24 protein-coding genes are annotated in these 23,651 nt (G+C 68.9%); 10 read left to right on the top strand and 14 right to left on the bottom strand.

Features of this window, described 5'->3' with window-relative positions; all coding sequences use genetic code 11:
- Positions 1-17: 17 nt before the first annotated feature.
- Positions 18-899, bottom strand: coding sequence for an SDR family oxidoreductase (locus B0293_RS35490; protein ID WP_005161318.1), 882 nt, complete (start codon positions 897-899; stop codon positions 18-20).
- 85 nt (positions 900-984) lie between these two features.
- Between B0293_RS35490 and B0293_RS35495 the strand changes: the two genes are divergently transcribed.
- On the top strand, positions 985-1,563 hold the full coding sequence (locus B0293_RS35495) for a TetR/AcrR family transcriptional regulator (RefSeq protein ID WP_039918956.1): 579 nt from the start codon (positions 985-987) through the stop codon (positions 1,561-1,563).
- A gap of 5 nt (positions 1,564-1,568) precedes the next feature.
- Here B0293_RS35495 and B0293_RS35500 read toward each other — a convergent pair whose 3' ends face one another.
- The 3 genes from B0293_RS35500 to B0293_RS35510 form a co-directional block, all read right to left on the bottom strand.
- Positions 1,569-2,114 carry a hypothetical protein gene (locus tag B0293_RS35500; protein ID WP_143254716.1) on the bottom strand — a complete coding sequence of 182 codons (546 nt, stop codon included), beginning with the start codon at positions 2,112-2,114 and terminating at the stop codon, positions 1,569-1,571.
- A gap of 125 nt (positions 2,115-2,239) precedes the next feature.
- Positions 2,240-4,750 carry a tetratricopeptide repeat protein gene (locus B0293_RS43325; protein ID WP_005161313.1) on the bottom strand — a complete coding sequence of 837 codons (2,511 nt, stop codon included), beginning with the start codon at positions 4,748-4,750 and terminating at the stop codon, positions 2,240-2,242.
- Between the two features lie 11 nt (positions 4,751-4,761).
- Entirely contained in the window at positions 4,762-5,157 is a 396-nt protein-coding gene (locus tag B0293_RS35510; protein WP_005161311.1) for a hypothetical protein, read from the bottom strand.
- 179 nt (positions 5,158-5,336) lie between these two features.
- Here B0293_RS35510 and B0293_RS35515 point away from each other — a divergent pair, with 179 nt between their 5' ends.
- Positions 5,337-5,885: an RNA polymerase sigma factor gene (locus tag B0293_RS35515; RefSeq protein ID WP_245192003.1), complete on the top strand. Its 549-nt coding sequence runs from the start codon at positions 5,337-5,339 to the stop codon at positions 5,883-5,885.
- Positions 5,878-6,759, top strand: coding sequence for a CU044_5270 family protein (locus B0293_RS35520; RefSeq protein ID WP_005161307.1), 882 nt, complete (start codon positions 5,878-5,880; stop codon positions 6,757-6,759). Before B0293_RS35515 ends, B0293_RS35520 begins: the two co-directional genes overlap by 8 nt.
- A gap of 39 nt (positions 6,760-6,798) precedes the next feature.
- Here B0293_RS35520 and B0293_RS35525 read toward each other — a convergent pair whose 3' ends face one another.
- The 4 genes from B0293_RS35525 to B0293_RS35540 form a co-directional block, all read right to left on the bottom strand.
- The gene (locus tag B0293_RS35525) at positions 6,799-7,215 is read right to left on the bottom strand and encodes a DUF6228 family protein (protein ID WP_039918954.1); all 417 of its coding nucleotides are present in this window, start codon (positions 7,213-7,215) and stop codon (positions 6,799-6,801) included.
- A 69-nt stretch (positions 7,216-7,284) separates the two neighbouring features.
- A complete protein-coding gene (locus B0293_RS35530; RefSeq protein WP_005161302.1) occupies positions 7,285-7,830 on the bottom strand; it encodes a VOC family protein in 546 nt (181 codons plus the stop codon).
- Positions 7,831-7,900: 70 nt separating this feature from the next.
- Positions 7,901-8,455: a hypothetical protein gene (locus B0293_RS35535; protein ID WP_039918953.1), complete on the bottom strand. Its 555-nt coding sequence runs from the start codon at positions 8,453-8,455 to the stop codon at positions 7,901-7,903.
- Positions 8,456-8,569: 114 nt separating this feature from the next.
- Positions 8,570-9,610 carry an epoxide hydrolase family protein gene (locus tag B0293_RS35540; RefSeq protein ID WP_005161297.1) on the bottom strand — a complete coding sequence of 347 codons (1,041 nt, stop codon included), beginning with the start codon at positions 9,608-9,610 and terminating at the stop codon, positions 8,570-8,572.
- A 37-nt stretch (positions 9,611-9,647) separates the two neighbouring features.
- On the opposite strand from B0293_RS35540, the gene B0293_RS35545 reads away from it, so the two are divergent.
- Positions 9,648-10,208, top strand: coding sequence for a TetR/AcrR family transcriptional regulator (locus B0293_RS35545; protein WP_005161294.1), 561 nt, complete (start codon positions 9,648-9,650; stop codon positions 10,206-10,208).
- Positions 10,209-10,373: 165 nt separating this feature from the next.
- On the opposite strand, the gene B0293_RS35550 is transcribed toward B0293_RS35545, so the two are convergent.
- Positions 10,374-11,222: an oxidoreductase gene (locus tag B0293_RS35550; protein WP_005161290.1), complete on the bottom strand. Its 849-nt coding sequence runs from the start codon at positions 11,220-11,222 to the stop codon at positions 10,374-10,376.
- 2 nt (positions 11,223-11,224) lie between these two features.
- Positions 11,225-11,818: a TetR/AcrR family transcriptional regulator gene (locus tag B0293_RS35555; RefSeq protein ID WP_005161287.1), complete on the bottom strand. Its 594-nt coding sequence runs from the start codon at positions 11,816-11,818 to the stop codon at positions 11,225-11,227.
- A gap of 157 nt (positions 11,819-11,975) precedes the next feature.
- On the opposite strand from B0293_RS35555, the gene B0293_RS35560 reads away from it, so the two are divergent.
- The 5 genes from B0293_RS35560 to B0293_RS35580 all read left to right on the top strand — a co-directional run bounded on the left by B0293_RS35560 (position 11,976) and on the right by B0293_RS35580 (position 16,501).
- Entirely contained in the window at positions 11,976-12,818 is an 843-nt protein-coding gene (locus tag B0293_RS35560) for an alpha/beta fold hydrolase (RefSeq protein ID WP_085939695.1), read from the top strand.
- A gap of 9 nt (positions 12,819-12,827) precedes the next feature.
- Positions 12,828-13,712, top strand: a complete 885-nt coding sequence (locus tag B0293_RS35565; RefSeq protein WP_245192002.1) for a helix-turn-helix domain-containing protein — start codon at positions 12,828-12,830, stop codon at positions 13,710-13,712.
- A gap of 284 nt (positions 13,713-13,996) precedes the next feature.
- On the top strand, positions 13,997-14,893 hold the full coding sequence (locus B0293_RS35570; protein WP_005161278.1) for a MerR family transcriptional regulator: 897 nt from the start codon (positions 13,997-13,999) through the stop codon (positions 14,891-14,893).
- The gene (locus B0293_RS35575) at positions 14,851-15,342 is read left to right on the top strand and encodes a GNAT family N-acetyltransferase (protein WP_005161275.1); all 492 of its coding nucleotides are present in this window, start codon (positions 14,851-14,853) and stop codon (positions 15,340-15,342) included. Before B0293_RS35570 ends, B0293_RS35575 begins: the two co-directional genes overlap by 43 nt.
- A complete protein-coding gene (locus tag B0293_RS35580) occupies positions 15,335-16,501 on the top strand; it encodes a M1 family aminopeptidase (protein WP_143254717.1) in 1,167 nt (388 codons plus the stop codon). Before B0293_RS35575 ends, B0293_RS35580 begins: the two co-directional genes overlap by 8 nt.
- Here B0293_RS35580 and B0293_RS35585 read toward each other — a convergent pair.
- Entirely contained in the window at positions 16,485-17,108 is a 624-nt protein-coding gene (locus tag B0293_RS35585; protein WP_005161271.1) for a hypothetical protein, read from the bottom strand. The genes B0293_RS35580 and B0293_RS35585 overlap by 17 nt on opposite strands.
- A 111-nt stretch (positions 17,109-17,219) precedes the next feature.
- Between B0293_RS35585 and B0293_RS35590 the strand changes: the two genes are divergently transcribed.
- Positions 17,220-17,405 carry a hypothetical protein gene (locus tag B0293_RS35590; RefSeq protein ID WP_005161269.1) on the top strand — a complete coding sequence of 62 codons (186 nt, stop codon included), beginning with the start codon at positions 17,220-17,222 and terminating at the stop codon, positions 17,403-17,405.
- A gap of 44 nt (positions 17,406-17,449) precedes the next feature.
- Here B0293_RS35590 and B0293_RS35595 read toward each other — a convergent pair whose 3' ends face one another.
- From B0293_RS35595 to B0293_RS35605, 3 genes are read right to left on the bottom strand one after another with little or no spacing between them, the layout of a single operon-like run.
- Entirely contained in the window at positions 17,450-20,770 is a 3,321-nt protein-coding gene (locus B0293_RS35595) for a serine hydrolase (protein ID WP_005161267.1), read from the bottom strand.
- Complete coding sequence (locus B0293_RS35600) at positions 20,767-21,759, bottom strand: ABC transporter ATP-binding protein (protein WP_005161263.1); 993 nt, start codon at positions 21,757-21,759, stop codon at positions 20,767-20,769. The genes B0293_RS35595 and B0293_RS35600 overlap by 4 nt, the downstream gene beginning before the upstream one ends.
- Positions 21,756-23,651 (bottom strand): dipeptide/oligopeptide/nickel ABC transporter permease/ATP-binding protein, encoded by a 1,896-nt coding sequence (locus B0293_RS35605; RefSeq protein WP_005161259.1) that lies wholly within the window; start codon positions 23,649-23,651, stop codon positions 21,756-21,758. Before B0293_RS35605 ends, B0293_RS35600 begins: the two co-directional genes overlap by 4 nt.

The following is a 23,651-nucleotide window of genomic DNA, read 5'->3' on the forward strand; positions in this document are numbered from 1 at the left end:
GGGCCGAGGCCTGCCTATCAGGCCTGGATGTTCTCCAGGTCCTCCAGCAGGCGCGGGTGCTTCGGCTCCCAGCCGAGGGCCTGCCGGGTGTGGGCGCTGGACGAGGGCTGGTCGGCCGCGAAGATGACACCGAGGGGGCCGTAGGTCTCCACCGGTACGGGTTCGACGGGCAGGTCCAGCCGCCGCCCGATGACCGCGGCGATGTCCCGCACCTGGTCACCCTCGTCGTCCACGGCATGCCAGGCGGTGCCGGCCTCGGCGTGCTCCAAGGCGAGCCGGAAGAGGACCGCGGCGTCGAGAGCGTGCACGGCCGGCCAGCGTTGTGTGCCGTCGCCCGGGTAGCCGGACACTCCGCTCCGGCGCGCGATCCCGGTCAGCACACCGGCGAATCCGCCCGCACCGTCGTGGTGGACGGTCCGCGGCAGGCGGACGGCCGAGCTCCGGACCCCTTGTGACGCCAGCTCCAGAACTCCCGTGACCGCGCGGCCTCGACCACCGACCGGGCCCTCGGTCGGGATCGGGTCGGCCTCGGTGGAGGCCCGGCCCTGCACTGCGGGTGTGCCTGAGCAGGTGACGAAGGGACGGTCGCTGCCGACGAGTTCCTGGCCGAGAGTGGCGAGGGCGGCACTTTCCTCGGCGACCGCGTTCGCGAGGGCCTCGGGGCTGCTGAAGTCGTTGGCGAAGGCCAGGTGGATCACGCCGTCGGCCTGGGCCGCGCCGGCGCGCAGGGCGTCCAGATCGGCCAGGGCGCCCCGGATCGGCTCGCCGCCGGCCGCCGAGGCGGCCTGTGCGGAGGCGTCCGATCGGGCGAGTGCGAGGACGGTGTGACCGGCGCCGAGAAGCTCGGCGACGACGGCGGATCCGATCAGGCCGGTACCGCCGGTGACGAAGACGCGCATGGAACTCTCCCGCGAGTGATGGGACTCTTGTCCCATCACCGTACCAGGGTGACGGGACAAGAGTCCCATCACTTAAGATGACCTCATGGCCCGATGGGAACCAGGCGCGCGCGAACGCCTCGTCATGGCGGCGGTCGACCTGTTCACGGAGCAGGGCTACGACGCCACGACGGTCACGCAGATCGCCGAGCGCGCCGGGGTCACCAAGAGCACCTTCTTCCGGCACTTCCCCGACAAACGCGAGCTGCTGGTCGCCGGACAGGAGACGCTGAGCCGGCTGCTGACCGAGGGCATCGCCGAGGCGCCCGCCGACGCCAGTCCGCTCGAAGCGGTCGCCGCCGGTCTGGAGCGCGCCTCGACCGCGATGGGCCCGATGAGCCGCGAGATCGCCCCGCGCCTGAAAGCGGCCGTCGCCGCCAGTGCCGAACTTCAGGAGCGCGACGCCCTCAAGAGCGTCAGCCTCGCGGCCGCCATGACCGCCGCCCTGGTCGCGCGCGGCGTGCCGGACCCGACAGCCGCCCTCGCCAGCGAACTCGGCGTCCTCGCCTTCAAACGGGGGTACGCCGAATGGTCCGAAGGCGACCGCGCACCCGAGGCCGGGTTCGCGACCTTCCTCCTGAAGGCCCTCGACGAACTGCGCGCCGCGAGCGCGTCGCTGGGCTGACCGGCCTAGCGCTTGAAGCGAATATGGAACGAACTGATGCGGTCGTTCCAATCAGGCCCCACCCAGTGGGCGACCACGCAGACACAGGGGTTCTTGGTGCCGTCCCAGTATCCATGGGCGCCGGCGAAGTTGGGCGCGTCGTAGCCCAGCACTTCATTGCAGTCATTCCAGGTGTTGAACCCGGAAATGTTGTTGTCCCATTGTCCGGTCACCTTGATCTTGTAGCCGGAGGTGTCGCAGGGACCAGCGGTCCCGTAATACCGGTACAGATCAGAGGGGTTGTTGTTCGCGTGGTAGAACCACTCCATGAGCAGGGTCTTGCCCGCGACGGCGGTCTGGATCGCCGGGTCTCCGACGGAGGCACCACACGTGGTCGACTCCGCCGGATCGGCCCCGTCGGCCGGAGCCTCGCCGACCACGGTCACGCAGACTCTGCCGACGGCGGACACAGCGTCGTCTTTCGCCGATGTCGCGGAGGAAAACCCGGCCACCCCGAGAAGTGTGCTGCCGGTAAGGACGATGATCGTGGCGATTGCGCTCCAGGGTCTCATGTCTCTCCCTCTTTCCCGGTGAGTTCGCGAGCACGAAGTCCGAAAAGTAGCGAGAGTTCCTGGCCCGGTCTTGGAAAAATGTCGTGTGCGGCCCCCTGTCGCCGGGTGGCTGAGATTTCGGTCGCCTACCTTCCGCGAGCGCGGCGGAGATTGGCGCGAACCGCCTTGGTCTCGGGGTGGCCGCGCCCCAGTATCCGCTTGTAAGCGGCAAGAGTGGCTTCGTACAGAGGAATCGCCTGCCGGAGATTCCCCGCGGACTCGTAGGCGCCGGCGAGGTTGTGGCGGGAGGACAGCGTGTGCGGGTGCCCGGGGCCGAGAACTCGTTCGCGGGCGGCGAGAGTGGCCTCGTGCAACGGGATCGCCCGGCCGGGATCTCCCGCCAGCCAGTAGGCGTAGGCGAGGTTGTTGCGGGAAATGAGGGTGTCGGGGTGATCCGGCCCCAGCACCCGCTCACAGTCGGCGAGGGTCGCTTCGTGCAACGGGATCGCCTGCCCGAGATCTCCCGCCATCTCGTAGGCGGCGGCGAGATTGTTGCGGGAGGTCAAGGTACTCGGGTGCTCGGGGCCCAGTACTCGCTCGCGGTCCGCGAGAGTGGCCTGGTGCAACGGGATCGCCCGGCCGAGCTCCCCCGCCATCTCATAGGCGCCCGCGAGATTGTTGCGGGAGCTCAAAGTTTTCGGGTGATCCGGCCCCAGGACTCGTTCGCAATCGGCGAGGGTCGCCTCGTACAGCGGGATGGCCTGCCCGGGATCACCCGCCGATCGGTAGGCGCCCGCGAGATTGTTGCGCGAGGTCAAGGTTCCGGGGTGGTCCACACCCAGCACCCGCTCGCGACCGGCGAGAATGGCCTTGTACAACGGGATCGCCCGGCCGAGGTCCCCCGCCGACGCGTAGGCGCCCGCGAGATTATTGCCTGAGGTCAGCGTGTCCGGGTGGTCGGGGCCCAGTACTCGCTCGCGATCGGCGAGAGTGGCTTCATGCAGCGGGATCGCGTGTCTGAGATTCCCCGCCGTCCGGTAGGCGTGGGCGAGGTTGCTGCGGGAGACCAGAGTTTCGGCGTCGTCCGGCCCCAGCACCCGCTCACGATCGGCGAGGGTGGCCTCGTACAGCCGGATCGCCTGCCCGAGATTTCCCTCCGACTCGTATGCGCCGGCGAGGTTGTTGCGTGCGGTCAAGGTGCCCGGGTGCTCCGGACCCAGCACCCGCTCACAGCCGGTGAGGCACCGGTCCAGGTATCCCCTCGCGGTCGTCACTGCCCCCTGGTTCCCCAGGAACTCTCCCAGTCGGCTGAGGACGAGGACGATGTCGCCGTTGTCGTCCTTCGGGTCAGTGTGGCTGACGAGTGCCTGGGCGTGCGGCATCAGCGTTTGCAGCCCCGGCCAGTCTCGAGGCGCCTCGGGGTCCAGCGGCCGAAACACCCGCGACAGAGCGCGGGTGGCGTGGTCACGTGCGTGCGCGACGCCGGCCGGAGTGCGGTGAGGGTCATCGGGGTCGGCGGTGCGGGTGACCGCCTGCACGAGCCGGTGCACGCTGATCGCCTCACCGCTGCGGGTGATCATGGCGTAGGCGGCCAGCCGTCCCAGCGCCTTGATCACGGCGAGCTCGTCGTCGAGATCGCTCAGCAGCGTGGTGGGGATGTGGTCGGGGGCGTACCAGGCCAGCACCCGCAACACCTGGCTCGCCAACGGAGTGTCGGCGAGCCGGTCAAGGGTGACGCGCCAGATCCGGGCCATGGTCCGCTGCGTGTTCCCGCCCTCGGCGGTTTCGCCGTACATGGTGGCCGGGTATCGGCCGAGCAGGTCGAGGTATTTGCCTGCCGTGGTGCCGGTTTCGGCCATGAAGGCGCCGGCCTGTTCGATGGCCAGCGGCAGATGTCCCAGTTCGGCGCACAAGGTGTCCACGCCGTCGGTGTCGGCGGCGGGGTCGTGGTGGGTCAGGATCCGCGTGAGCAGTTCGCGTGCCTGGCCGGGTTTCAGGACGTCGAGTGCAAGCGGGGCGGTGGTGATCTCGTGCCAGCCGGTGGTGCGCCGGCTGGTGATCAGCACCTGGCCTGCGGGGAGGCGATCAAGCACCTTCGCCGCGTCCTTCGGTGCGGAAAGGTCGTCCAGGATCAGCAGCCAGCCGTCGTGGGTGGCCAGCCAGCGCAGGCCATGCTCGGTCTGCTGCTCCAGCGGCAGACTTCCCACCGCGGGTTGCAGTGCGACCGCCAAGCGCGCCAGCCCGGTGTCGATCGAGGTGGGCGCGTCAGCGGTGATCCACCACACCAGGGAGTGGCCGGCGCGGTACCTTTCGGCGTAGTGCGCGGCCAGCGTGCTCTTGCCGATCCCGCCCAGTCCGTGCATCGCGGTCACCACGACGGATCTCGACGTGGATGCCGTGAGCGCGTCCCGCAGCCGCCGCATGTCTTCGTCACGGCCGACGAACAGCGGGGATCGCTCCGGCAGATCGATCAGACCGGCAGGTGCGTCGACCTGCTCCATCGGCGTGATGACCGCCGGTGCGTGGACGTGCTGCTCATAGGTGTTGTGCTGGACGTTGTGGTTTCCCACCTGCACGCCCTGGCCGTCGCGGATCTCGTAGACAGACGGCCGTAGCGGATCCGGTGTTCCGTCGGAACCAGGTGGGTTCGAGGGCATCGGCGGCGGTGTCAGCCGAAGGTGTTGGTCTGGGTGTTGTGGTCGCCCACCTGTACGCCTTTGTTGCCGTGCAACGTCACCCGGTACTTTCCTGGATCGGTCAGCTCCAGCACCTTGAGCGCGGCCGCCACGAGCTCTTCGTCGTTCCCCGCGCCCACCTCCGTCAGCGCTGTCTCGAGATCGCGTCGCCGGGCGACGCCGCCCTCGTCATCGTCCGGCGTGATCACGTCGGACTCGACCGCCTCCACCACCGCGGGCGGCACGGAATCGCCGCGGCGCAACGTGCGCAGGGCCAGCGTCTTCACCCCCGAGTACGCGTCCTTCACCGCTGTCGACGCCGTCTCACGCGTCCCTGCCGCCGCCCCGGCGGCCAACGCCGCGACCACCAGCTCCACCGACTCGATCACATCGAACCCCTCATGTGGCCACGACCGTCAACCATCGATATCGGCCCTGACGCCCCGACCGCTACAGCTGGGCGGGAAGAAGAAACCGGCCTGCGGCGAAGTGGTGGTGAAAGCTGATCGTCGACGGGAAGGAACCACATGTCAGAGGCGGACATATGACAGCGGGAACGGGTGAGCACGTGACCGATGCCGACCTGGCCGCCCGGTTGCCACAGGACCCGGAACTGTTCACCGAAGTGCACGATCGCTACTTCGCGGCCATCTACCGGTATGTGGCCGGGCGGCTGGACGCGCAGACCGCGGAGGACATCGCCGCGGAGACGTTCCTCGTCGCCTTCGACCGGCGCGGCACTTTCGACGCCGAACGCGGCGAGATTCGGGCCTGGCTGTTCGGCATCGCCACGAAACTGGTGGCCAGGCACCGCCGCAAGGAGGCTCGCCACTATCGGGCGCTGGCACGGGTGAACGCCGCACCGGTGGTCGAAGGGCACGAGAGCAGGGTGGTCGCGTCGGTGGCCGCCCGACGGCTGCTTCCCCAACTCGCGGACGCGCTGTCGCGGTTGTCCACCGGGGAACGGGACGTGCTGCTGCTCGTGGCGCTCGGCCAGCTCGGGTACGAAGAAGTGGCCGCGGCGCTCGGCATCTCCCCCGGCACGGTCGGTTCCCGGCTCAACCGTGCACGCAAGAAGCTCAACTTCGTCCTCACCCCGGAGGCACTCGATGAATGACCTGCAGACGCTGCGCGCCGCGCTGGCCCCGGACGAGCCGTCCCAGGACGTGATCGACCGCAGCCGACACCGGCTCCAGAACCGGATAAACGGCGGCCGGACCTCCCGGCGGAGGACCGGATGGCTGATCACAGGGGCGAGCCTCACGGCGGCCGCTGCCGCCGTGGCGATCGCGGTCATACCGGCCGCACCGGTCGACGGTCCGCCGGTGCGAACGGCCAGTGGGCAGGAGATCCTGCTCGCGGCCGCCACCGCCGCTGAGCGTTCCCCCGAGGGGGCCGGCACCTACTGGCACGTGAAAGTGACAGGGGCGGACGGCGCTGATGCTTCGAGTGGGTACGAGTACTGGATCAAGCCGGACGGTCGGTTGTGGATGCGAGGAGCGAAGACAGGAGGCAAGGTCGCGCCGGTGAAGACGCAATCGGCCATCCCGTTCTCGCTGGTCGCCATCGATCTGACCCTCGAACAGGTGCGTGCCCTGCCGACGGCCCCGGACGCGTTGAAAGCCTGGATCGCCGACGCCATCGAGCGCAGCGACGCCAGGACGAGCGCCGGCGAGTTCACCGCGAGCGACCGGGAACGAGCCGTCTTCCAGTCGTTGATCTCGCTTGTGTCCACGGTGCCTGCCACGCCGGAGGTGCGGGCCACGGCCTTTCGCGTGATCGCCGGCTATCCCGGTGTGCAGAACCTCGGCACGGTTCCGGGCGGACAGGGCCTGTCGCTGCCCGAGGGCGAACGGCTCGTCGTCGATCCGGCGACCGGACGGGTGAACGGGACGTCGGTCTACGTCACCATGGACGGGGCGGTGTACCAGGTGGCCGACCCCGGCGGCGCCAGGATCAACGCCGAGTGGACCGACACCCTGCCCGCGTAGCGGATGGTGGCCGGGAGCGTGCCCCGCTCCCGGCCGCTTCTACGAACCCGTCGCCAGTGCCTTGATCTCTTGGGCGATTCGCGACAGTTGCTCTCCGGGCTCGATCGTCAAATCACCGGTCGCGGTCCAGCCCTCGTTTCCCCAGTCTGGTTGAAACCTTTGGATGGTGACCCGTAGTTGCACGTGGCCGTGCTGGTGAGACGCATCGATTTTCAGGTCGCTTTCGAGAGACTCCCAGGTCCGGGCTCCGTCCCAGCCACGCCAGTCATCCGCGAGGCGCTGGAAGAACTCCGTGAGATCGGCGAACCCCGTCACATAGCTGTGCACGACCCGCACCGAGGCAGACAAGCCGCGGAGCTGTAGCTCGGCAAGCAAGAACTGTGGCGGGCCATCCTCTGCGGCATCAGCTGTCAACTGCAGAAAGTCTTGGTCGGAGCCAATCCGTGTCTGGAGCACGGCCGCATCATGGCGTTTCGGCCGCTGAGACGACAACCGCAATAACCGGATAGCGGACTCACGCGCATCTCACGCCGACGTCATCGGATCCTGACCGGGTGGGCCGGATCGGAATCGGTGCCCGCCTCCGTGGCCGGGCGGCTCCACCTCTCCTGGGAGGCGGTTCAGCTCGTCGAGGTCGAGCGGCGGCATCGCGGCGACGTCTTGGGCCCAGGTGTCACGGAACCCCGGTTGGACCGCGAGGTCCACCAACTCGATCCGGGCTCCGATGCTGTCGAGACGGTGGTAGGTAAAGGAACGACCGTAAGGGCAGGAGTCGAACTCGATCTGTGCGCCTCGGTCTGCCAGTCGCTGTTTGTCCGCCATGACGTCGTTGGACCAGTAGCCGATGTGGTCGAAGCGGGAACCCTCGGTCGCGTCCCACGGACTGCCGACGGGGCCCTGGATCACCTCGAAGAACGGTGGCCCCTCGACGGAGAACACGATGCTGTAGTCCCAGTCCCCGAGTGTGCCCGCGCGGACTGGACTCCAGGTCACGCCCAGAGTCCTTGTGAGGTCCTCGGTCGCCAGTTCGATGTCTTGAACGACGAAGCACAGGTGGTAGAAGCTGTTCACCCGTCCTGTCTATCAACTGCGCGACAGGCGTGGCCGTTTGACTGGGACGCCCCGACATCCGCTCGTGCCGCTACGCCAACTTCAGGATGACGCTGTCTTCCGCTTCGGCACCACCTGGGCCTGAAGCCCTCGAAGTCGGAGAAGCCGGCTCCAGCCCCGCCGCAGCCCGGTAGGCATCCGGGTCATGGCTTCCGCCGGCCCAGCGTTCGAGAGCGCTTCCCGCCGACTCGAACGCCGAGGCCAGCGCCGTACCGGTGCCGACGAGGTGTTCGTCTTTGCGCACCACGTGCATGTTGTGGTCGGGATCGCACCAGCACGCGACTTCGACGGTCGCGGACACGGTAAAGCGTTGCCGCGTCTCACGAACGATGCACAGCGCGAGCTCCAGCCAGTCGACGCCACTGTTCGACAGCGTCAAGGTCGTCCCCGCGATGATCGGCTGGATGTCCTTGTGGACCGGATCGACGCCCAGGTGCTCCGGCCACCAATCCCACTTACCGGTGTCTTCGGGCAACCTCGCCGTTTCGATCCGCCCGGCGGCCGCCCGTGTCCGCGCGGCCTCCGCTGCCGAGAAGTCCGGGAACAACAAGGACCACTCGATCCGATCAAAGGATTTCAGCCCCACGCGGCAACTCTAGCCTCGGCACGTTCGGTCATGCCGCTATGAGGACCTCCGGGCATGCGGCTGGACCAGCCCACGCTGCACGGCCAGAGCGCCGACGCGTCCACGGGCTCTGTTTCAGCCGCCCAGCTTGACAGCGCGGCGTAAGTCTTCGGTGTAGGCCTCGGGCTGTTCCCAGGCTGCGAAGTGGCCGCCGGCCCGGTGTTCCACGTAGTCGCAGATGTTCAAGAACGTCTCGGCGTAGCTTCGTGGCTCCGGTTTGGTGTCGTGCGGGAACACCGACAGCACGGTCGGCGTGTCGATCCGGCCGGGAAGGGTGGCCGGTTCGACGTAGGTGGCGAACGAGGTGCCGATCGTGCCGGTGACCCAGTAGGCGGTGACCCAGGTGAGGAGCTCGTCCGGAGTGAAGGCCGACTCGTCCGACCAGGACTGGAGTTTCTCGACGATCCACGCCGCGAGGCCGGCGGGTGAGTCGCCGAGAGCGACGGCGAGCGTGTTCGGCCGCGTCGACTGCTGCATGATGTACGCGCCCTCGGTCCGGAACCACTGCGCCGTCCGGCGGAGGTAGGCCGCCGCGTCGGGCGCGAGCTTCGCCGGATCCGCCGTGAGCGCACGCTGCGGGGCAACGTTCGTGAGGTGCAGGGCAGCCACCCGGTCCGGGTGTTCGCCCGCGAGGATCTCCGCGACGGTGCCGCCCACGTCGCCGCCGGACACCGTGTACCGCGAGTAGCCGAGCTTGTCGAGAGCGTCCGCGACGATCTCGGAGATCCGGTTGACCGAGATGCCGGGAATGGTGAGCGGGGCCGCGAACGGGAAGCCGGGCAGCGCGGGAACCACCACGTGCATGTCCGTGAGCAACGGCAGGACGCGTTCGAACCGCAGCACCGAGTCCGGCCAGCCGTGCAGCAGCACGACAACCGGAGCATGGGTATCGGCGGACCGCTGGTGGAGCACACGCAGCTCGGTGCCGCCCGCCTGCACCTTCACCCAGGGAAACTCGCCGATGCGCCGCTCGTGCGGCCCCCAGTCGTACCCGTTCGCCCAGTGTTCGAGCAGTTCATCGAGGTGGGTGCCGGCGATGCCGCGCGTCCCGTCGTCACTCCACGGGGTCGTGACACGCCGCGTCCGCTGGAGTCTTTCCCGCATCTCGTCGTTCATGTGTATGAGCGTACACATCATGTGTATGCTCATACACATGACTTTGCGCAACGCGACCGCGACCAGGCAGCGAATCCTGGAGCACGCGCAACGCCAGTTCGCCCAGCACGGATACGCCGCGATCACGGTCAAAGGCGTGGCCGACGCGGCCGGCGTGTCGCCGAACCTCATCACGCGCTACTTCGGCGGCAAGGATGGCCTTTTCCTGGCGGCGACCCGGGTGGAGATCCCGGTCTCCGACTCTTTCGACGGCGACCGTTCCACGCTGGGTTCACGCCTCGCGGCGAGCATCGTCCAGCGCTGGTTCGGCGGCCCCGGGGAGGATCCGCTCCTCGTGCTGCAACGCGCGTCCGGCGAACGCCCGGAGGCGGCGGAGGCGCTGGCCGCCTTCCTCGACACGAACTCGCTGGAGCCGCTGCACCGCTACCTGCGCGACAGCGGCGTGGACGACGCGGACGCCCGCAGCCGAGCCGCGGCGATCGACGCCTTCGTTCTCGGCGTCTCGACCCGCCGCCGGATCCTGCGTTCCGAACTCGGCGACCCCGCTGATCTCCAAGCCTGGCTGAGCACCACCATCCAACGCCTCGCCGACGGGTGACGCACGACAGCGGGCAAACGATGGCGATACGGCCAAGCGGCCGCGTGCGGCGCTCGGTCAGGAACTGAAGAGGGCACGGATTCCGCCCAGCGTGGTGAATCTGGCCCATAGGTCGTCGAGACGCACTGCCCGACTCCGGCGCGATGATCGGGGACCGAGCAGGCTTCAGTTCGAAGCGATCTGGTGACCATCGGGGAAGTCGGTGGAGCGAGACAGCTCCTCCCACTCTCGCAGGTCCTTTTCGACCGTCGAGCGGCCGGCCGTGACCAGTCGCAGCGCGTCCGAGCCGAGTACCAGATGCACGGGCGGCTTCTCGGCCTCCAGGACCTTCAGGACGGCCTCGGCCGCTTTGGCCGGGTCGCCCAACTGATTGCCGCTGGCCGCCTGCCGGGCCGTGCGGATGGGTTCGAACAGCGCGTCATAGTCCTGAATGGACCGTTGCGTGCGCACCATCGACCGGCCCGCCCAGTCCGTGCGGAACGAGCCAGGTTCGATGATCGTCACGTGCACGCCGAAATCCGCGACCTCTTTGGCCACGGTCTCCAGAATGCCCTCCACGGCGTATTTGCTGCCGCAGTAGTAGGCCAGCCCGGGCACGGTCATCAGCCCGCCCATGGAGCTGACCGCGAACACGTGCCCCGCACGACGCTTCCGCATGAACGGCAGCACCGCTTGGACCGTGGCTGCCACACCGAACACGTTGACGGCGAACTGTGCCCGCAACTCGGACAGCGGTGATTCCTCGAACACTCCCTCGTGTCCATATCCGGCGTTCGCGATGAGCACGTCGATCGGTCCGACCTGCGCCTCGATCTCCCCCACGACGGAGAACACCGCGTCGTCGTCGGTGACATCCACCTGACGCGCGTGCGAACGTCCCGGCGCGAGCGCTTCGAACGCCGCGACGTCCTCCGCCCGGCGGGCCGTGCCGACGACGGTGTGACCGGCGTCGAGCGCCCCTTGGGCGAACGCCCGGCCGAGACCGCTGCTGACACCGGTGATCAGGAAAAGCATGGCTACCCTCCAGGTAGGACGCGGCACCAGATCTCGACCATCGTCTCGGTCGCGCGATCCAGGCCGCCGGGTTGTGTCGACGCGTGGTAGAAGTTGCGTTCGGTCATCCAGCACAGGGCCTGCGCGAGCGCCGCCGCGCCGGTCGGGCCGTCCTCGTCGGGCAGGCCGGCCGCGACGAGGACACGAGTCATGGCCGTGGTGTTGTTGGCGATGGTGTCGCGCCACAGCTGCGCGATCTCGGGAACTTCGGGGCCGAACTCGACCGCCGCCCGCATCACCAGTCCGTGCTCACTCCAGGTGCGGGCCGTGTTCTCCACGGCCCTTCGCACGACGTCGTGCGCGGGCAAGCCGGGGTCGGCGGACCGATCGTCCAGGTGCAACCGGGCGACGGTGCGCGCGACCAGCGCGGCGAGAACCTCCTGTTTCGACCCGAAGTAGAAGTACAGCGAGCCGCGGGAGATTCCCGCGCCCTTGGCTATCGACTCGACGGTCATCGGCTCGGCGCGTTCTCGTTCGAGCAGCACTTCGGCGGCGTCCAGGATCGCCTGTTCCCGTAGGTCGCCCTTGCTCGGGGTGTCCCGCCGTTTCGCTGCCACGACACCACTATGACATAGTGCCGAGAAAAATCTGCACTGTGTAGAAAATGTTCTGCGTGACGTAGACCGCACTGCCGCGCCGCTCGAAGCCGGGTCGGCTCATCGCACGCCGACATTTGTCCAAGACCGGCGGTCGGCGACCGTGCACCCTCCTCCCATGAGTGAGAACGATGTTGAGCATTCGCAGAGGATCCACGTGGTGCGCGACGGTCCACGGCAGTCGCCGCCGCTGTTGCTCATCCACGGATCAGGGGCTTCGGGCGCCTCGTGGAGCCCGGTGGTCCCGGCCCTTGCCGGTCACCACCACGTCATCCGGGTCGACCTCCCGGGCTGTGGCCAATCCCCGCCTTCACCGCCTTACGACGTGCCCGCCCAGGCGAGCCGAGTGGCGGCGGTACTCGACGACCTCGGCCGAGGTCCTGTCACCGTCGTCGGGCACTCCAGTGGCGGCTACGTCGCCACCGCCCTCGCCGAACAGCGCCCCGACCTGGTGCGCTCGGTCGCGCTGATCAGCTGCGGCCCGCATCCCGGCGCGCTGCTTTCCCAGCCGTTGATCCTTCGGATCCTGCTGGGCCCGCCGTTCGGCCCGCTGATCTGGCCGAAGCGTTCGGATGCGGTCATTCGCAAGGGAATCGGGGCAACGGCCGCTCGCCCGGTGGACGTACCCGACGACGTGGTCGCCGATCTCAAGCACATCTCCTACGACACGTTCAGGACGATCTTGCGCCGCAACACCGAGTACATCGCCGAGCGCGGCGTGCCCGATCGTCTCGCCGCCCTCACCGTTCCGGTACTGGCGGTCTTCGGTAGCGCCGACCCTCGCTGGGACCCGTCGTCGGTGCGCCGGTACGAGTTGGTGCCGGACGCTCGGATCGAACTGCTGTCCGGCGTCGGACACCTTCCCATGTTCGAGGCGCCTGAGGCGCTCAGCGAACTACTGCTGAGCTGGACCTCGCGGGAACGGACCGTTGACACCCCGCCCCTGGTCCCCGATCCCTAGACTGGTCGTGTGCCGCCGACTGGAACACCGCCGGACTGGAAAGCGGTGGAGATCGCGGTTCCGCGCCGATCGAATCGGCTGCCGGGGATCAGCATGGCCGGGTTCCGCCAGCGTCTCCCCGCCTCCGTGGACATCGCCATGGTCGCGCATCCCGCCGTCACCGTGCTCATCGATCTGAGCGACGGAGAAGGCATCGTCTACGACAGCCGCGGCCGGCACGAGCGGGGCAGTGCCGTCATCGGGCTCATGCCCGGCGATCTGCGAGCAGGTGGCCGCGTGGGCGCATGTCTCCAGATCCGGCTCGAGCCGGACGTGGGTGCCGCGGTGCTCGACGCATCACCCGATCTCAGCGGGACGATGGCACCCCTGGCAGACGTCTGGGGTCGCGACGCCGGGCGGATCGAAGACCGGCTGCGTGCCGCCGCGTCATGGGACGAACGGTTCACGATCGCGGCCGAGGTCGTGAACCGACGGATGCGAGCCCGCACGCCGGTCGAACCGGAAGTCGCCCAAAGCTGGCGGCGGACGATCACGAGCCGCGGGCAGACACAGGTCGACAACCTGGCAGGCGAGGTCGGCTGGGACCGCAAGCGCCTGTGGTCCCGCTTCCGGTCCCAGCTCGGAATCAGCCCCAAACGCGCCATCCGACTGGTGCGCTTCGACCACGCCGCCCACCTCCTCGCGGCCGGTCACGCCTCCGCCGACGTCGCCGCCGAGTGCGGCTACGCCGACCAATCCCACCTCCACCGCGAGGTCAAGGCGTTCACCGGGCAGACACCCTCGGCCGTGGCCGCCGCGCCATGGCTCGCCATCGACGACGTCGCGTGGCCCGGGTCATCACCGACCCGTGACACTGCACCAGTCGGCCGGCACATCCCCAAGTGTCGTTATTGAGGGGTAAGTCAACCGTGTCGTGATGTCTGGGCCGGGTGACCGTCTCGGCAGTATCGGGCGGTCGCCGGGTTCGTGGCCGGGACAGAAGACGCGGCTCGCGTGATCAGACGGCGAACTCACGTGATTGAACGGCGAACTCGCGTGATTGGAGGCGGAACTCAGGTGATCAGACGGCGATCTCGGGTGTGCGGCGTCCGATCACGCGAGCTTTGGGGAAGCCGAACCGACCATCGCCGGAAAATACCCTTGTATCTCCCCCGAGGGGAGGTGCGAAGGTGGGCCGTATGGACGACGGCCCCGGATATTCGATCGGCGAGCTGGCCCGGCGGACGGGGCTGACGGTGAAGGCCATCCGCTTCTACTCCGACCGCGGCATCGTGGCGCCGTCGAGCCGCACGTCGTCCGGCCACCGCCGCTACGGCACCGACGCGCTCGCGCGGCTGGAGCTGGTCCGGACCTTGCGCGAGCTGGGACTGGACTTGGCAACGGTCCGGAAGGTCGTCGACAGCGAAGCCACCCTGTCCGACGTCGCCGCCGCGCACATCCAGGCGCTGGAGGTGCAGATCCGCGTGCTGCGCCTGCGTCATGCCGTGCTGACGGCGGCAGCCAAGCGCGGATCCACTCCCGAGGAGATGACTCTCATGCATCAGCTGGCCAAGCTGACCCAAGACGAACGCCGTCGCCTGATCGACGATTTCCTCACCACCACCTTCCGCGGGCTCGATCATCCCGGATTCGCGGGGATCGCCCGCTCGATGACGCCCGAACTGCCCGACAGTCCCGAGGCCGAGCAGGTCGAAGCCTGGGTGGAGCTGGCCGAACTGGCCCAGGACCCGGAATTCCGCGCCCTCATGCGGCGTATCGCCGAGCAGATCGACACCGGCCGCGCCGACGTCGGTCTGCGCCGCGACCCGATCGCGGACATCCGCGACACCGTCGCCCCCGCTCTGCAGTCCGATATCGATCCGAGCTCTCCGGAAGCCGCGGAGGTCGTGGCGGTCTTGACCTCACGGCACAGGCCCGAAGACCTTCTCGACTGGCTGGACACCGTTAACGACTCCCGCCGGGACCGGTACTTCGAACTGCTCGCCGTGATCAACGGTTGGGCGCCTCCGGACAGCCTGACACCGGCGTTGCAGTGGCTTTCCCACGCCTTGCGGGATCGGCACTGCACGGTCTGATCACTCTCGCCGAGAACGACGAACTGGACGCCGTCGCCGGGCTCCGGTGGCAATGGATCCTCGAAAACGAGGGAACGCCGGTGACCACGCGGGACGAATTCGTCCGTCATTTCGTGGCGTGGGCGCAGAGCAATACGTCCTCGCATCGCTGCATGGTCGCGGTCCGCGACGAGGTGGTGATCGGCACGGCGTGGTTGGCGATCACCCAGCGCGTGCCGACTCCCCGCGCGCTGGAGCGATCGTCCGGCGATGTGCAGTGCGTGTATGTCGCGCCGGGTGAACGGGACAACGGTGTCGGCGGGCGGCTCATCACGAAGATCCTGTACCTCGCCCAAAGCCTCAAACTCGAGCGGGTGACGGTGCACTCCAGTACCCGGGCGGTCACCGCCTACTCGCGGCTGGGTTTCGTGGTGTCGCCCCATTTGCTCCAAGCCGATCTCCGTGAGTGAGCGAGCTTCGGTTCTGGTCGTGGAGTCGTACGACATCGAGCTGGTGATCGATCCGGCGGCCGAGTTCTTCCGTTCCCGCACTGTGATCCGGTTCGGCTGCGACGAGCAGGCGACGTTCGCGGATCTCGCGGCCCATCTGGTGGACAAGGTCGTATTGAACGATCACGCGCTCGTCGTCTCCGACGTGTGGAACGGGTCCAGGCTGGAGCTCACCGGGCTGACAACCTCCAATGTCTTGGAGGTCGAGGCCTTGTTCCCGTACGCGGTGGAAGGCCGTGGCCTTCGGCGAGCCACGGATCCCGACGGTACGACCTACGTGTACGGCATGAATTTCCCCGACGCCGCTCCCCGGGTCTTCTGCTGTTTTGACGACGCCGGCCTGCGTGCGCCGGTCACGCTGAACCTGTCGGCGCCCGAGGAGTGGTCCTGCCTGGTCAACGGCACCGCCGAGCCGATCGCCCCGTACCTGGTCGCCGGCGCAGCCGGTCCGTGGGCGACGCTGTGCCGAACCACGATCCCGTCCCGGGATTCCCCAGTGCCGCTGACGGTCCACACCCAGCGGTCCAGGGCCGCCGCCCGAGAGCGCGGCGCGGAAATCGCGGACCTCATGGCCCGGTCCGTCGCGTTCTACGAACACCACCTCGGCGTGCCGTACCCGTACGAGAAGTGCGAAGCCGTGTTCGTCCGGGACCTCCCCTCGCTGGCGTTCTCCCTCCCCGGCCTGATCCTGTTCAACGACAAGGTGTTCGACCTCGTCGCGACCCGCGGCCCTCGGTATGCCGCCACCATCGTCAGCCACGAGGTCGCGCACGCATGGATCGGCGGTTTGGTCGACTGCGGAGACGACCTCTGGCTCGTCGAAGCCTGCGCGACCTACTTGTCCAGGACAGCCGTGCCCGAACTCGCCCCGGGCAGCGACCCCTGGGCCGCCGCGGAACCGGCACCACCGGACGCGACCTACGCACCGGACGCCGAGCTGATCAGGGAACTCGCGGGCACGATCGGCCACGAGAACGTCCTCCGCGGCCTCAGTCTGTTCTTCGGCCGGTTCGCACACCGGCATGCGGGGCGCGCCGATCTGGCGGCCTGTTGGTCCGAGCTGACCGGTCGCGATCTCGGCACCTGGGCGGCCGACCGTGACGTCAGTTCGTGTCGGTGACGCAGAAAACGGTGATCTCCGCGTTGGCGGTATCGGTGAGGACGTACGTTCGATCCCAAGCCGCACCCTCGAACCAGGGAGTCCACGGCACGAGACTGACGTGCACCCGGAAGTCCTCCAAGCGGTTCTGTGTCAACGCCTCGACGGCGGCACCGGCGAGCGCCTTCGCGTCCATCGCCGACCCGCGGTATCGCCCGTACGCGCCCCCGCTCAGGATCACGTCGGCCAGGATGCCGTCCAGGCAGAGTGACCCGGTCCGTTCCTGCTGAAACCCGCCGTCGCCGGAACCGAGCGGGCTCGGGATCTGAAGTTCGCGGAGTCCTTCCCGGACCGCTTCGCTGTCGAAGAAGACTCGGAGGAGTTCGAACTCCTCCGCCCGGTTGCGAGCGACGAACCAGGCCACCGTGTCCGCATAGTCGACCGCACGCCAACGGCCTATCAGGTACCCACCGTTCACATAGGACGCCGCCACGTGTTCGAGATACCTGTCCAGCGCCGGAGCGGCAACGGGAACGGCCGCCCAGGTGATGCCGTTCTGGGCGGCGACGACTTCCGACGGCTCCGGGCGCGGCTCGTCCCAGTCGATCTCGTTCCAGCGTTTCGGCATGCGACGAGTTTGCCATCCACCGCACGCCGCTCCCGAGGTAGCGCCAGCACCACCCGCGTCCGGGGGTCACTCCCCTGGTTCCCCACGCCGCCGATCCCTAGCGTCTTTCCCATGAACAACAGCAAAAGCGTACTGGTCACCGCCTCCCTCTGGCTTCTCCTTCTCATCAGCGCCGCCACGAACTCGATCGGGATGCTCGCGGGGCTGGACTACACCTTCCGGATGATCGCGGGCGCCGTCGCCGTCGTCTGCATCGTGCTCCTGGTCGTCCGGTACATCGCGGGACGGAAGGCCTGAGCACGCAGCCCGCCCGGAAGGAATCTCCGGGCGGGCCAAGCGCTTTAGGACACCTTGGGCGTAGCGCGCACGCCGTAATGCACGTACGGCTCACCCGTCGACAAGGTGTAGAAGGTGACCGGCGTCCAGGTCTGCGCACCAGGCTCACGGCAAACGTAGAGCGAGTCGGCCACCGGGACCAGGTCGAACTCCTGTGTCTTCTCCGGCACCAGATCCGCCAGCGGGCCCGTGACGGTCTGCCGCAGCCGGAGACCGTCCTTTTCGGACAGAACCTCCATCAGCACCCCGGCCCGTTCGTAGACGCCGACGTGCTTCGAACCGTCGACGGTGACCGGGGTCGCGGGCGGTTCCAGCGGCTTCGGCATCGCCACGTCGCCGAGTTCCGCGAAGATCTCCCGGTACAGCTCCTGGAACAGGTCGCGGGTGTTGCCGCCGTTGGTGAGCAGCGTGACGGCGAGCCCCTGAGCGGGCAGCAGCCGCAGGAACGCCGACTGCCCGATCGTGTTGCCGTCGTGCCCGATGACCCGCTGTCCGCTCCAGTCGTCGCGGATCCAGCCGAGGCCCCAGGAATCGCCGAGCGAGTGCTTGTCGGGGATGTCGGCCTGCTTCGAGGCCATCGCGGTCGCCGACGCGGTCGTCAGGATCCGCTCGCCGGACGGTGTGAGACCGCCGGTCAGGTGCAGCCTGGCGAACCCGAGGACGTCCTTGGTCGTGGCGGTGATCAGCCCGGCCGGCCCCATGTTCCGGGGCAACCCCCAGATCGGCGCGGGCCGCTGCTCCTTGTCCGCGCCGGCGACGTGACCGACGGCGGCGCGGAACATCAGCGCTTCCTCGGGCAGGGTCACGGTGTGGGTGAGACCGAGCGGGGCGAACAGCTTCTCCCGCATCGCGGCGTCCCAGGTCTGCCCGGTGAGCTTCTCGATCACCCGGCCCATGAGCACGAAACCCGAGTTGCAGTAGGAGAAGGTCTCGCCGAGCGGGTGGTTCTGCGCGGCCTGGTCGAGGATCTCGACGTAGCGCTCCAGCGTGTCGTCACCACGGCCGGTGTCGGTGAAGACGTCGCCGTCGATCCCGCTGGTGTGCGTCAGCAGATGCCGCATGGTCACCTGCTTGGCGACGTCCGGATCGGCCAGCCGCAGTTCCGGGACGACGTCGGAGATCGGCGCGTCCAGATCGAGAAGTCCTTCGTCGACCAGCTGCATCACCACGGTCGAGGTCCACACCTTGGAGATCGACCCGATCTGGAACACCGAATCCTCGGTGACCTCGACCCCGGTCGCGGTGTTGAGCACGCCGTAGGAGGCGTGCACCTCGGTGTCGTCGCCGACCCGGGTGATGCCCAGCGCCGCACCGGGCACGCCGTGCTTGCGCGCGAGTTCGGCCAGGCGCCGACGCCAGTGCGCCGCTTCGATCGGCACCCGCGACACCCCGCCCGCCGGCACGGTGTACTGCTCGACCCAGTCGAGGATCCGCCGGTTGTAGTCGAGCCGGTGCGAGGGCGGGCCGTCGAGGATGAACAGATGCGACGCGCCCGGGTACAGCACCATCCGGGACGGGATGCCGCGCGCACGCAGGGCGCCGAACCACTGCTCCGCCTGGCCGACCGGGCACCGCTCGTCGTCCGCGCCCTGGATGACCAGCGTCGGCGTCCGCACCTGGTCGACCTGGGCGAACGGCGAGAACCGCTCGTTGGCCTGGTCCCACGACGTGCCACCGAGTTCGCCGACGGCCAGGTAGTACCCGGCGTCGGAGGTACCGCCCATGCTGGTCAGATCGCTGACCACGCCACCGGTGACAGCGGCAGCGAAACGGTTGTCGCGGCTGGTCAGGTAACAGGTCATGTACCCGCCATAGCTGTAGCCCGACACGGCGAGCCGGTCCGCGTCGGCGATCCCTTCGGCGACCAACTGGTCCAGCGGTTCGAGGAAGTCGGGGGAATCGGCGGTGCCCCACGCGCCCACGGCGCCGGTGTAGAAGTCCTCGCCGTAGCCGTCGCTGCCTCGCGGGTTGAGCAGCAGCACCGCCCAGCCTCGCGCGACGAGCGCTTGGTGATAGAGGTGGATCCAGTCGGCGGCGCCGTTCCAGGCGTTGTGCGGGCCACCGTGGATGTCGAGCAGCAGTGGCGCGGCGCCGGACCGAGCCGGGTCACGCAACAGCCAGCCGTGGACGACGGTGCCGTCGCCGATGGTGAATTCCCTTTCCTCGCGCCGGAAAAGCTCGACCTCGGCGACAGAGGCGCCGTGCCGGGTGCGCACGTCGACGTCGCCTGTCTCCGGATCGACGACCGCGATCTCGCCGAACGAGGTCTCCGTCGCCAGCGCGACCACCGCCCTGTCCCCCGCGATGTCCATTCCGGACACCACGTTTCCGGCGCCGGCCAGGACAGCGCGTGCGTTTCCGCCGTCGACGTCCACCCGGTACAGATGGGTGCAGCCACGGTCGCGGAGGCCGAACAGCACGGAGCCACCGTCCGCGGTCAGCTTCGGCAACGCGCCCGGGTAACCCGCGCCACCCGCCATCACGTTGCGGTCCAAGGAAACCGCCAGATCGACGGACTCGCCGCCGTCGAGCGGGACCCGCAGCAGTCCGAGGTGACCGACCCGCGTGTCGGCCCGGCCGACCACCAGCAGCGCGGCACCGTCCGCGGTCCAGCCGACGGTGCCCGCCATGCCCTCGCCGGAGCCGACGAGCCGCGGCTCGGAGGTCTTGGTGCTCACGTCGAGAACGTAGGCGCCGGAACGGAAAGTCAGATCCGCGTCGGCGTCCCGCCCGGCGGAGAAAGCCAGGTGCGTGCCGTCCGGTGACCAGGCGGGATCACCGGCGTGCCAATCGCCGAAGGTGACCTGCCGGACTTCCTTCGTGGCGACGTCGAGGACGTGCAGATGCTTGCGGATGGTCTTGATCAGCCCGGCGCCGTCGGCCTTGAAGTCCAGCCGGTCCGCCACCACCGGCGCGTTCGGCGCGGGTTCGTCACCCGCCAGGTCGACCGCCGCCGAGAACGCGATCTGCCCGCCGTCCGGGCTCCACACCGGCGCGCCCGCCCCGAGCGGCAGTTCGGTGATCTGCTCCGCTTCCCCGCCCGAAGAGGGCAGGAACCACACCTGCGGCGGTCCGTCCTGGGCGCGGAGGAACGCGATCCGCGTGCCGTCCGGGGCCCACTTCGGTGCCATGTCGGCGGTTCCGCGCGTGAGCTGCCTCGCGTCGCCGGTGGTCGCGCCGACCTCCCAGAGCGTGTGCGCGTTCCGGTCCTCCTCACGGTCCGCGGTGCGCAGGACGTAGACGATCCGTTCGCCGTCCGGCGACAGTGAAGGCTGACTGGGGACGGCGATTCCGTACAGGTCGTCGAGACCGAGACGTCGGGTCATGGTGCGCTTGCTCCTCTGGGGATCGCGAGCTCGTGGCTCTCGTTTTCGCTGAAATGGCAGGCCGCCGAATGACGTCGGTGTGCCGCGTCTCCGGTGGGATCCGCCTGGAGGCAGAGTCCGCGGTCGGCACGCACGAGCGGGCCGACCGGACAGCGGGTGTGGTAGCGGCACCCGGCGGGCGGATGGTGCGGGTCGGCGGGCTCGGTGTCGGCGGTCGCCGCGTCCGCGCCGGTGTCGAGCAGGGAGGTGTGCGCGGAAGGCGCCGCGGCGAGCAGATCGCGGGTGTAGGGATGCTGGGGATCGGTGAGCACCTGCTCCGCCGGGCCGACCTCGACGATCCGCCCGAGGTACATCACGGCGACGATGTCGCTGAGATAGCGGATCACCGCGAGGTTGTGCGAGATGAACAGCATCGACAGGCCCAGCCGCCGTTGCACGGACCGGACGAGGTTGAGCACCGCGCCCTGCACCGAGACGTCGAGCGCGGACGTGATCTCGTCCGCGATCAGCACCTCGGGCCGCCCGGCCAGCGCCCGGGCGAGCGCCACCCGTTGCCGCTGGCCGCCGGACAGCTGCCCCGGCAGGTGACCGGCGCGGTCCGGATCGAGGTTGACCAGCTCCAGCAGCCGGGCGACCTCGTCCCGGCGCGCGGCACGGCCGGAAAGGGCGCCGCGCGGGATCGCTTCGGTGATCGACTCGCCGATGCTCATCCGAGGGTCCAAAGAGGAATACGGATCCTGGAACACCATCTGCAGCGGAGGGCGCCGGGGCAGCTTCCGGACGTCCACGCCGCCCAGCAGGACCCGTCCGGCGCTGATCGGCGAGAGCCCGACGGCGGCACGGGCCAGCGTCGATTTCCCCGACCCTGATTCACCGACGAGCCCGACGACCTGTCCGGAAGGGACGGTCAGCCCGACGCTGTCGACGGCGGTGAGACCGCGTCGTCCGCCGTACCGCACGCTCACCGTGTCGAAGACGAGATCGCTCACTCCGCACCTCCGGCGGTCACGGTTTCCTTGGCAAGCAACGGAGAAGCCTCCCAGCACGCGACGCGGTGCCCGGGTTCCACCCGTTCCAGCACCGGGTCTTCGAGACGGCACCGGTCCGTCACCGAGGGGCATCGGTCGGCGAAGGCGCAGCCGGTGGGCACGCGATCCGGTTCCGGCGGACGGCCGGGGATCACCGCGAGCGGCGCCTCGCGATCGGTCTCCAGGTCGAGCGTCGCGGCCAGCAGGGCCTTCGTGTAGGGATGCTTCGGCGTCCCCGCCGACGGCAGGTCCTCGACCACCCGGCCCGCGTACATGACCAGCATCCGCTCGCAGGTCTGCGAAACGACCGCGATGTCGTGGCTGATCAGGATGATCGCCGTGTTCCGCTCAGACCTGGTCTGTGCCAGCAGGCGCAGCAACTGCCGCTGCACCGTGACGTCCAGCGCCGTGGTCGGTTCGTCGGCGATGATCAGCCGTGGGTCGCCCATCAGCCCCATGCCGATCATCGCGCGCTGCCGCATCCCGCCGGAGAACTCGTGCGGGTACTGCTTCGCGCGCCGCTCGGCCGCCGGGATCCGCACCGCGCGCAGCCGGCCCACGGCCCGTTCGAACGCCTTGGCACGCGGCAGACCTTGGTGCTGTTCGGCTACTTCGGCCAGCTGACGGCCGATCCGCCTGGTCGGATTGAACGAGGTCATCGGGTCCTGGAACACCATCGCCAGCGACGTGCCGAGCAGGCCGCGCAGCTCTCGTTCCGGAGTCGTCAGCAACGGCCTCCCGACGAAATCGAGCCTGTCCGCGGTGACCACGGCCGGTGCTTCGACCAGCCGTGACACCGCCAGCCCGGTCAGGCTCTTCCCCGAACCCGACTCGCCGACGACGCCGATCGCCTCGCCCGTGTGGACGGTGAAGCTCACCCCGCGCACCGGGACGGTCCAGCCCGCCGGACGCGGGAACGCCACCTGGAGGTTCTCGACCACCAGCACGGCGTCGTCACGGTCTTCGGCGACGGCCTCCCTGGCGGGAACGACCGTCCGCGGCGCGAGCTTGCGCAGCCCGGTGCGGACGCCGATCACGCCGGCCACGGTCTCCCCCGCCAGGTTGAAGGCGAGCCCGGCCAGGACCACCGCGACACCCGGCGCGAGCGCGGCCGCAGGGTTGACGTAGATCCCGTTGAGCCCTTCACCGAGCAGCCGTCCCCAGTCGTATTCCGGTGCCTGGACACCGATGCCGAGGAACGACAGCCCGGCGAACGCCAGCAGTGAGGCGCCCGCGCCGATGGTCGCGTTCACCACCAGCGGTTCGCCGATGTTGGGCAGGATGTGCCGGACCAGCAACCGGATCCGGCCGACGCCGGAGATCCTCGCCGCGGACACGAAGTCCTGGCCCGCGACGGAAGCCGACAACGTCTGGGCCAGGCGCGCGAACGCCGGCGCCAGCGCGAAACCGACCGCCAGCACCGCGCCGTGGGTGCCGACCCCGAAGATGACCGAGAAGAACAGCACCAGCAGCAGCCCGGGGAACGCGACCGCGATGTTCACCGCGGAGGTGATCAGCCGGGCGGCGGGCCGCGGCAGCAGCGACGGCAACGTGCCGAGGACGAGCCCGGTCGCCACCCCGATCACCGTCGCGAACACCGCCAGCAGTACGGACAGCCGGGTCGCGACCAGGACCCGGAAGAGGATGTCGCGGCCGAGGTCGTCGGTGCCCAGCCAATGCGCCGCCGACGGTCCTTGCGCGATGGCCTCGATGTCGATCGCGAAGGCGTTGTCGTGCCACAGGATCGGGGCCAGTACCGCGAGCGCGACCACCAGGACCAGCAAGGTCGCCGAGAACGCGCCCACCGGGGTGCGCAGGGCCGCCAGCCATTTCGCTCCGCGCCGATTCGCCAT

It is taken from the genome of Amycolatopsis azurea DSM 43854 (genome assembly GCF_001995215.1).
Classification (GTDB): Bacteria; Actinomycetota; Actinomycetes; order Mycobacteriales; family Pseudonocardiaceae; genus Amycolatopsis; species Amycolatopsis azurea.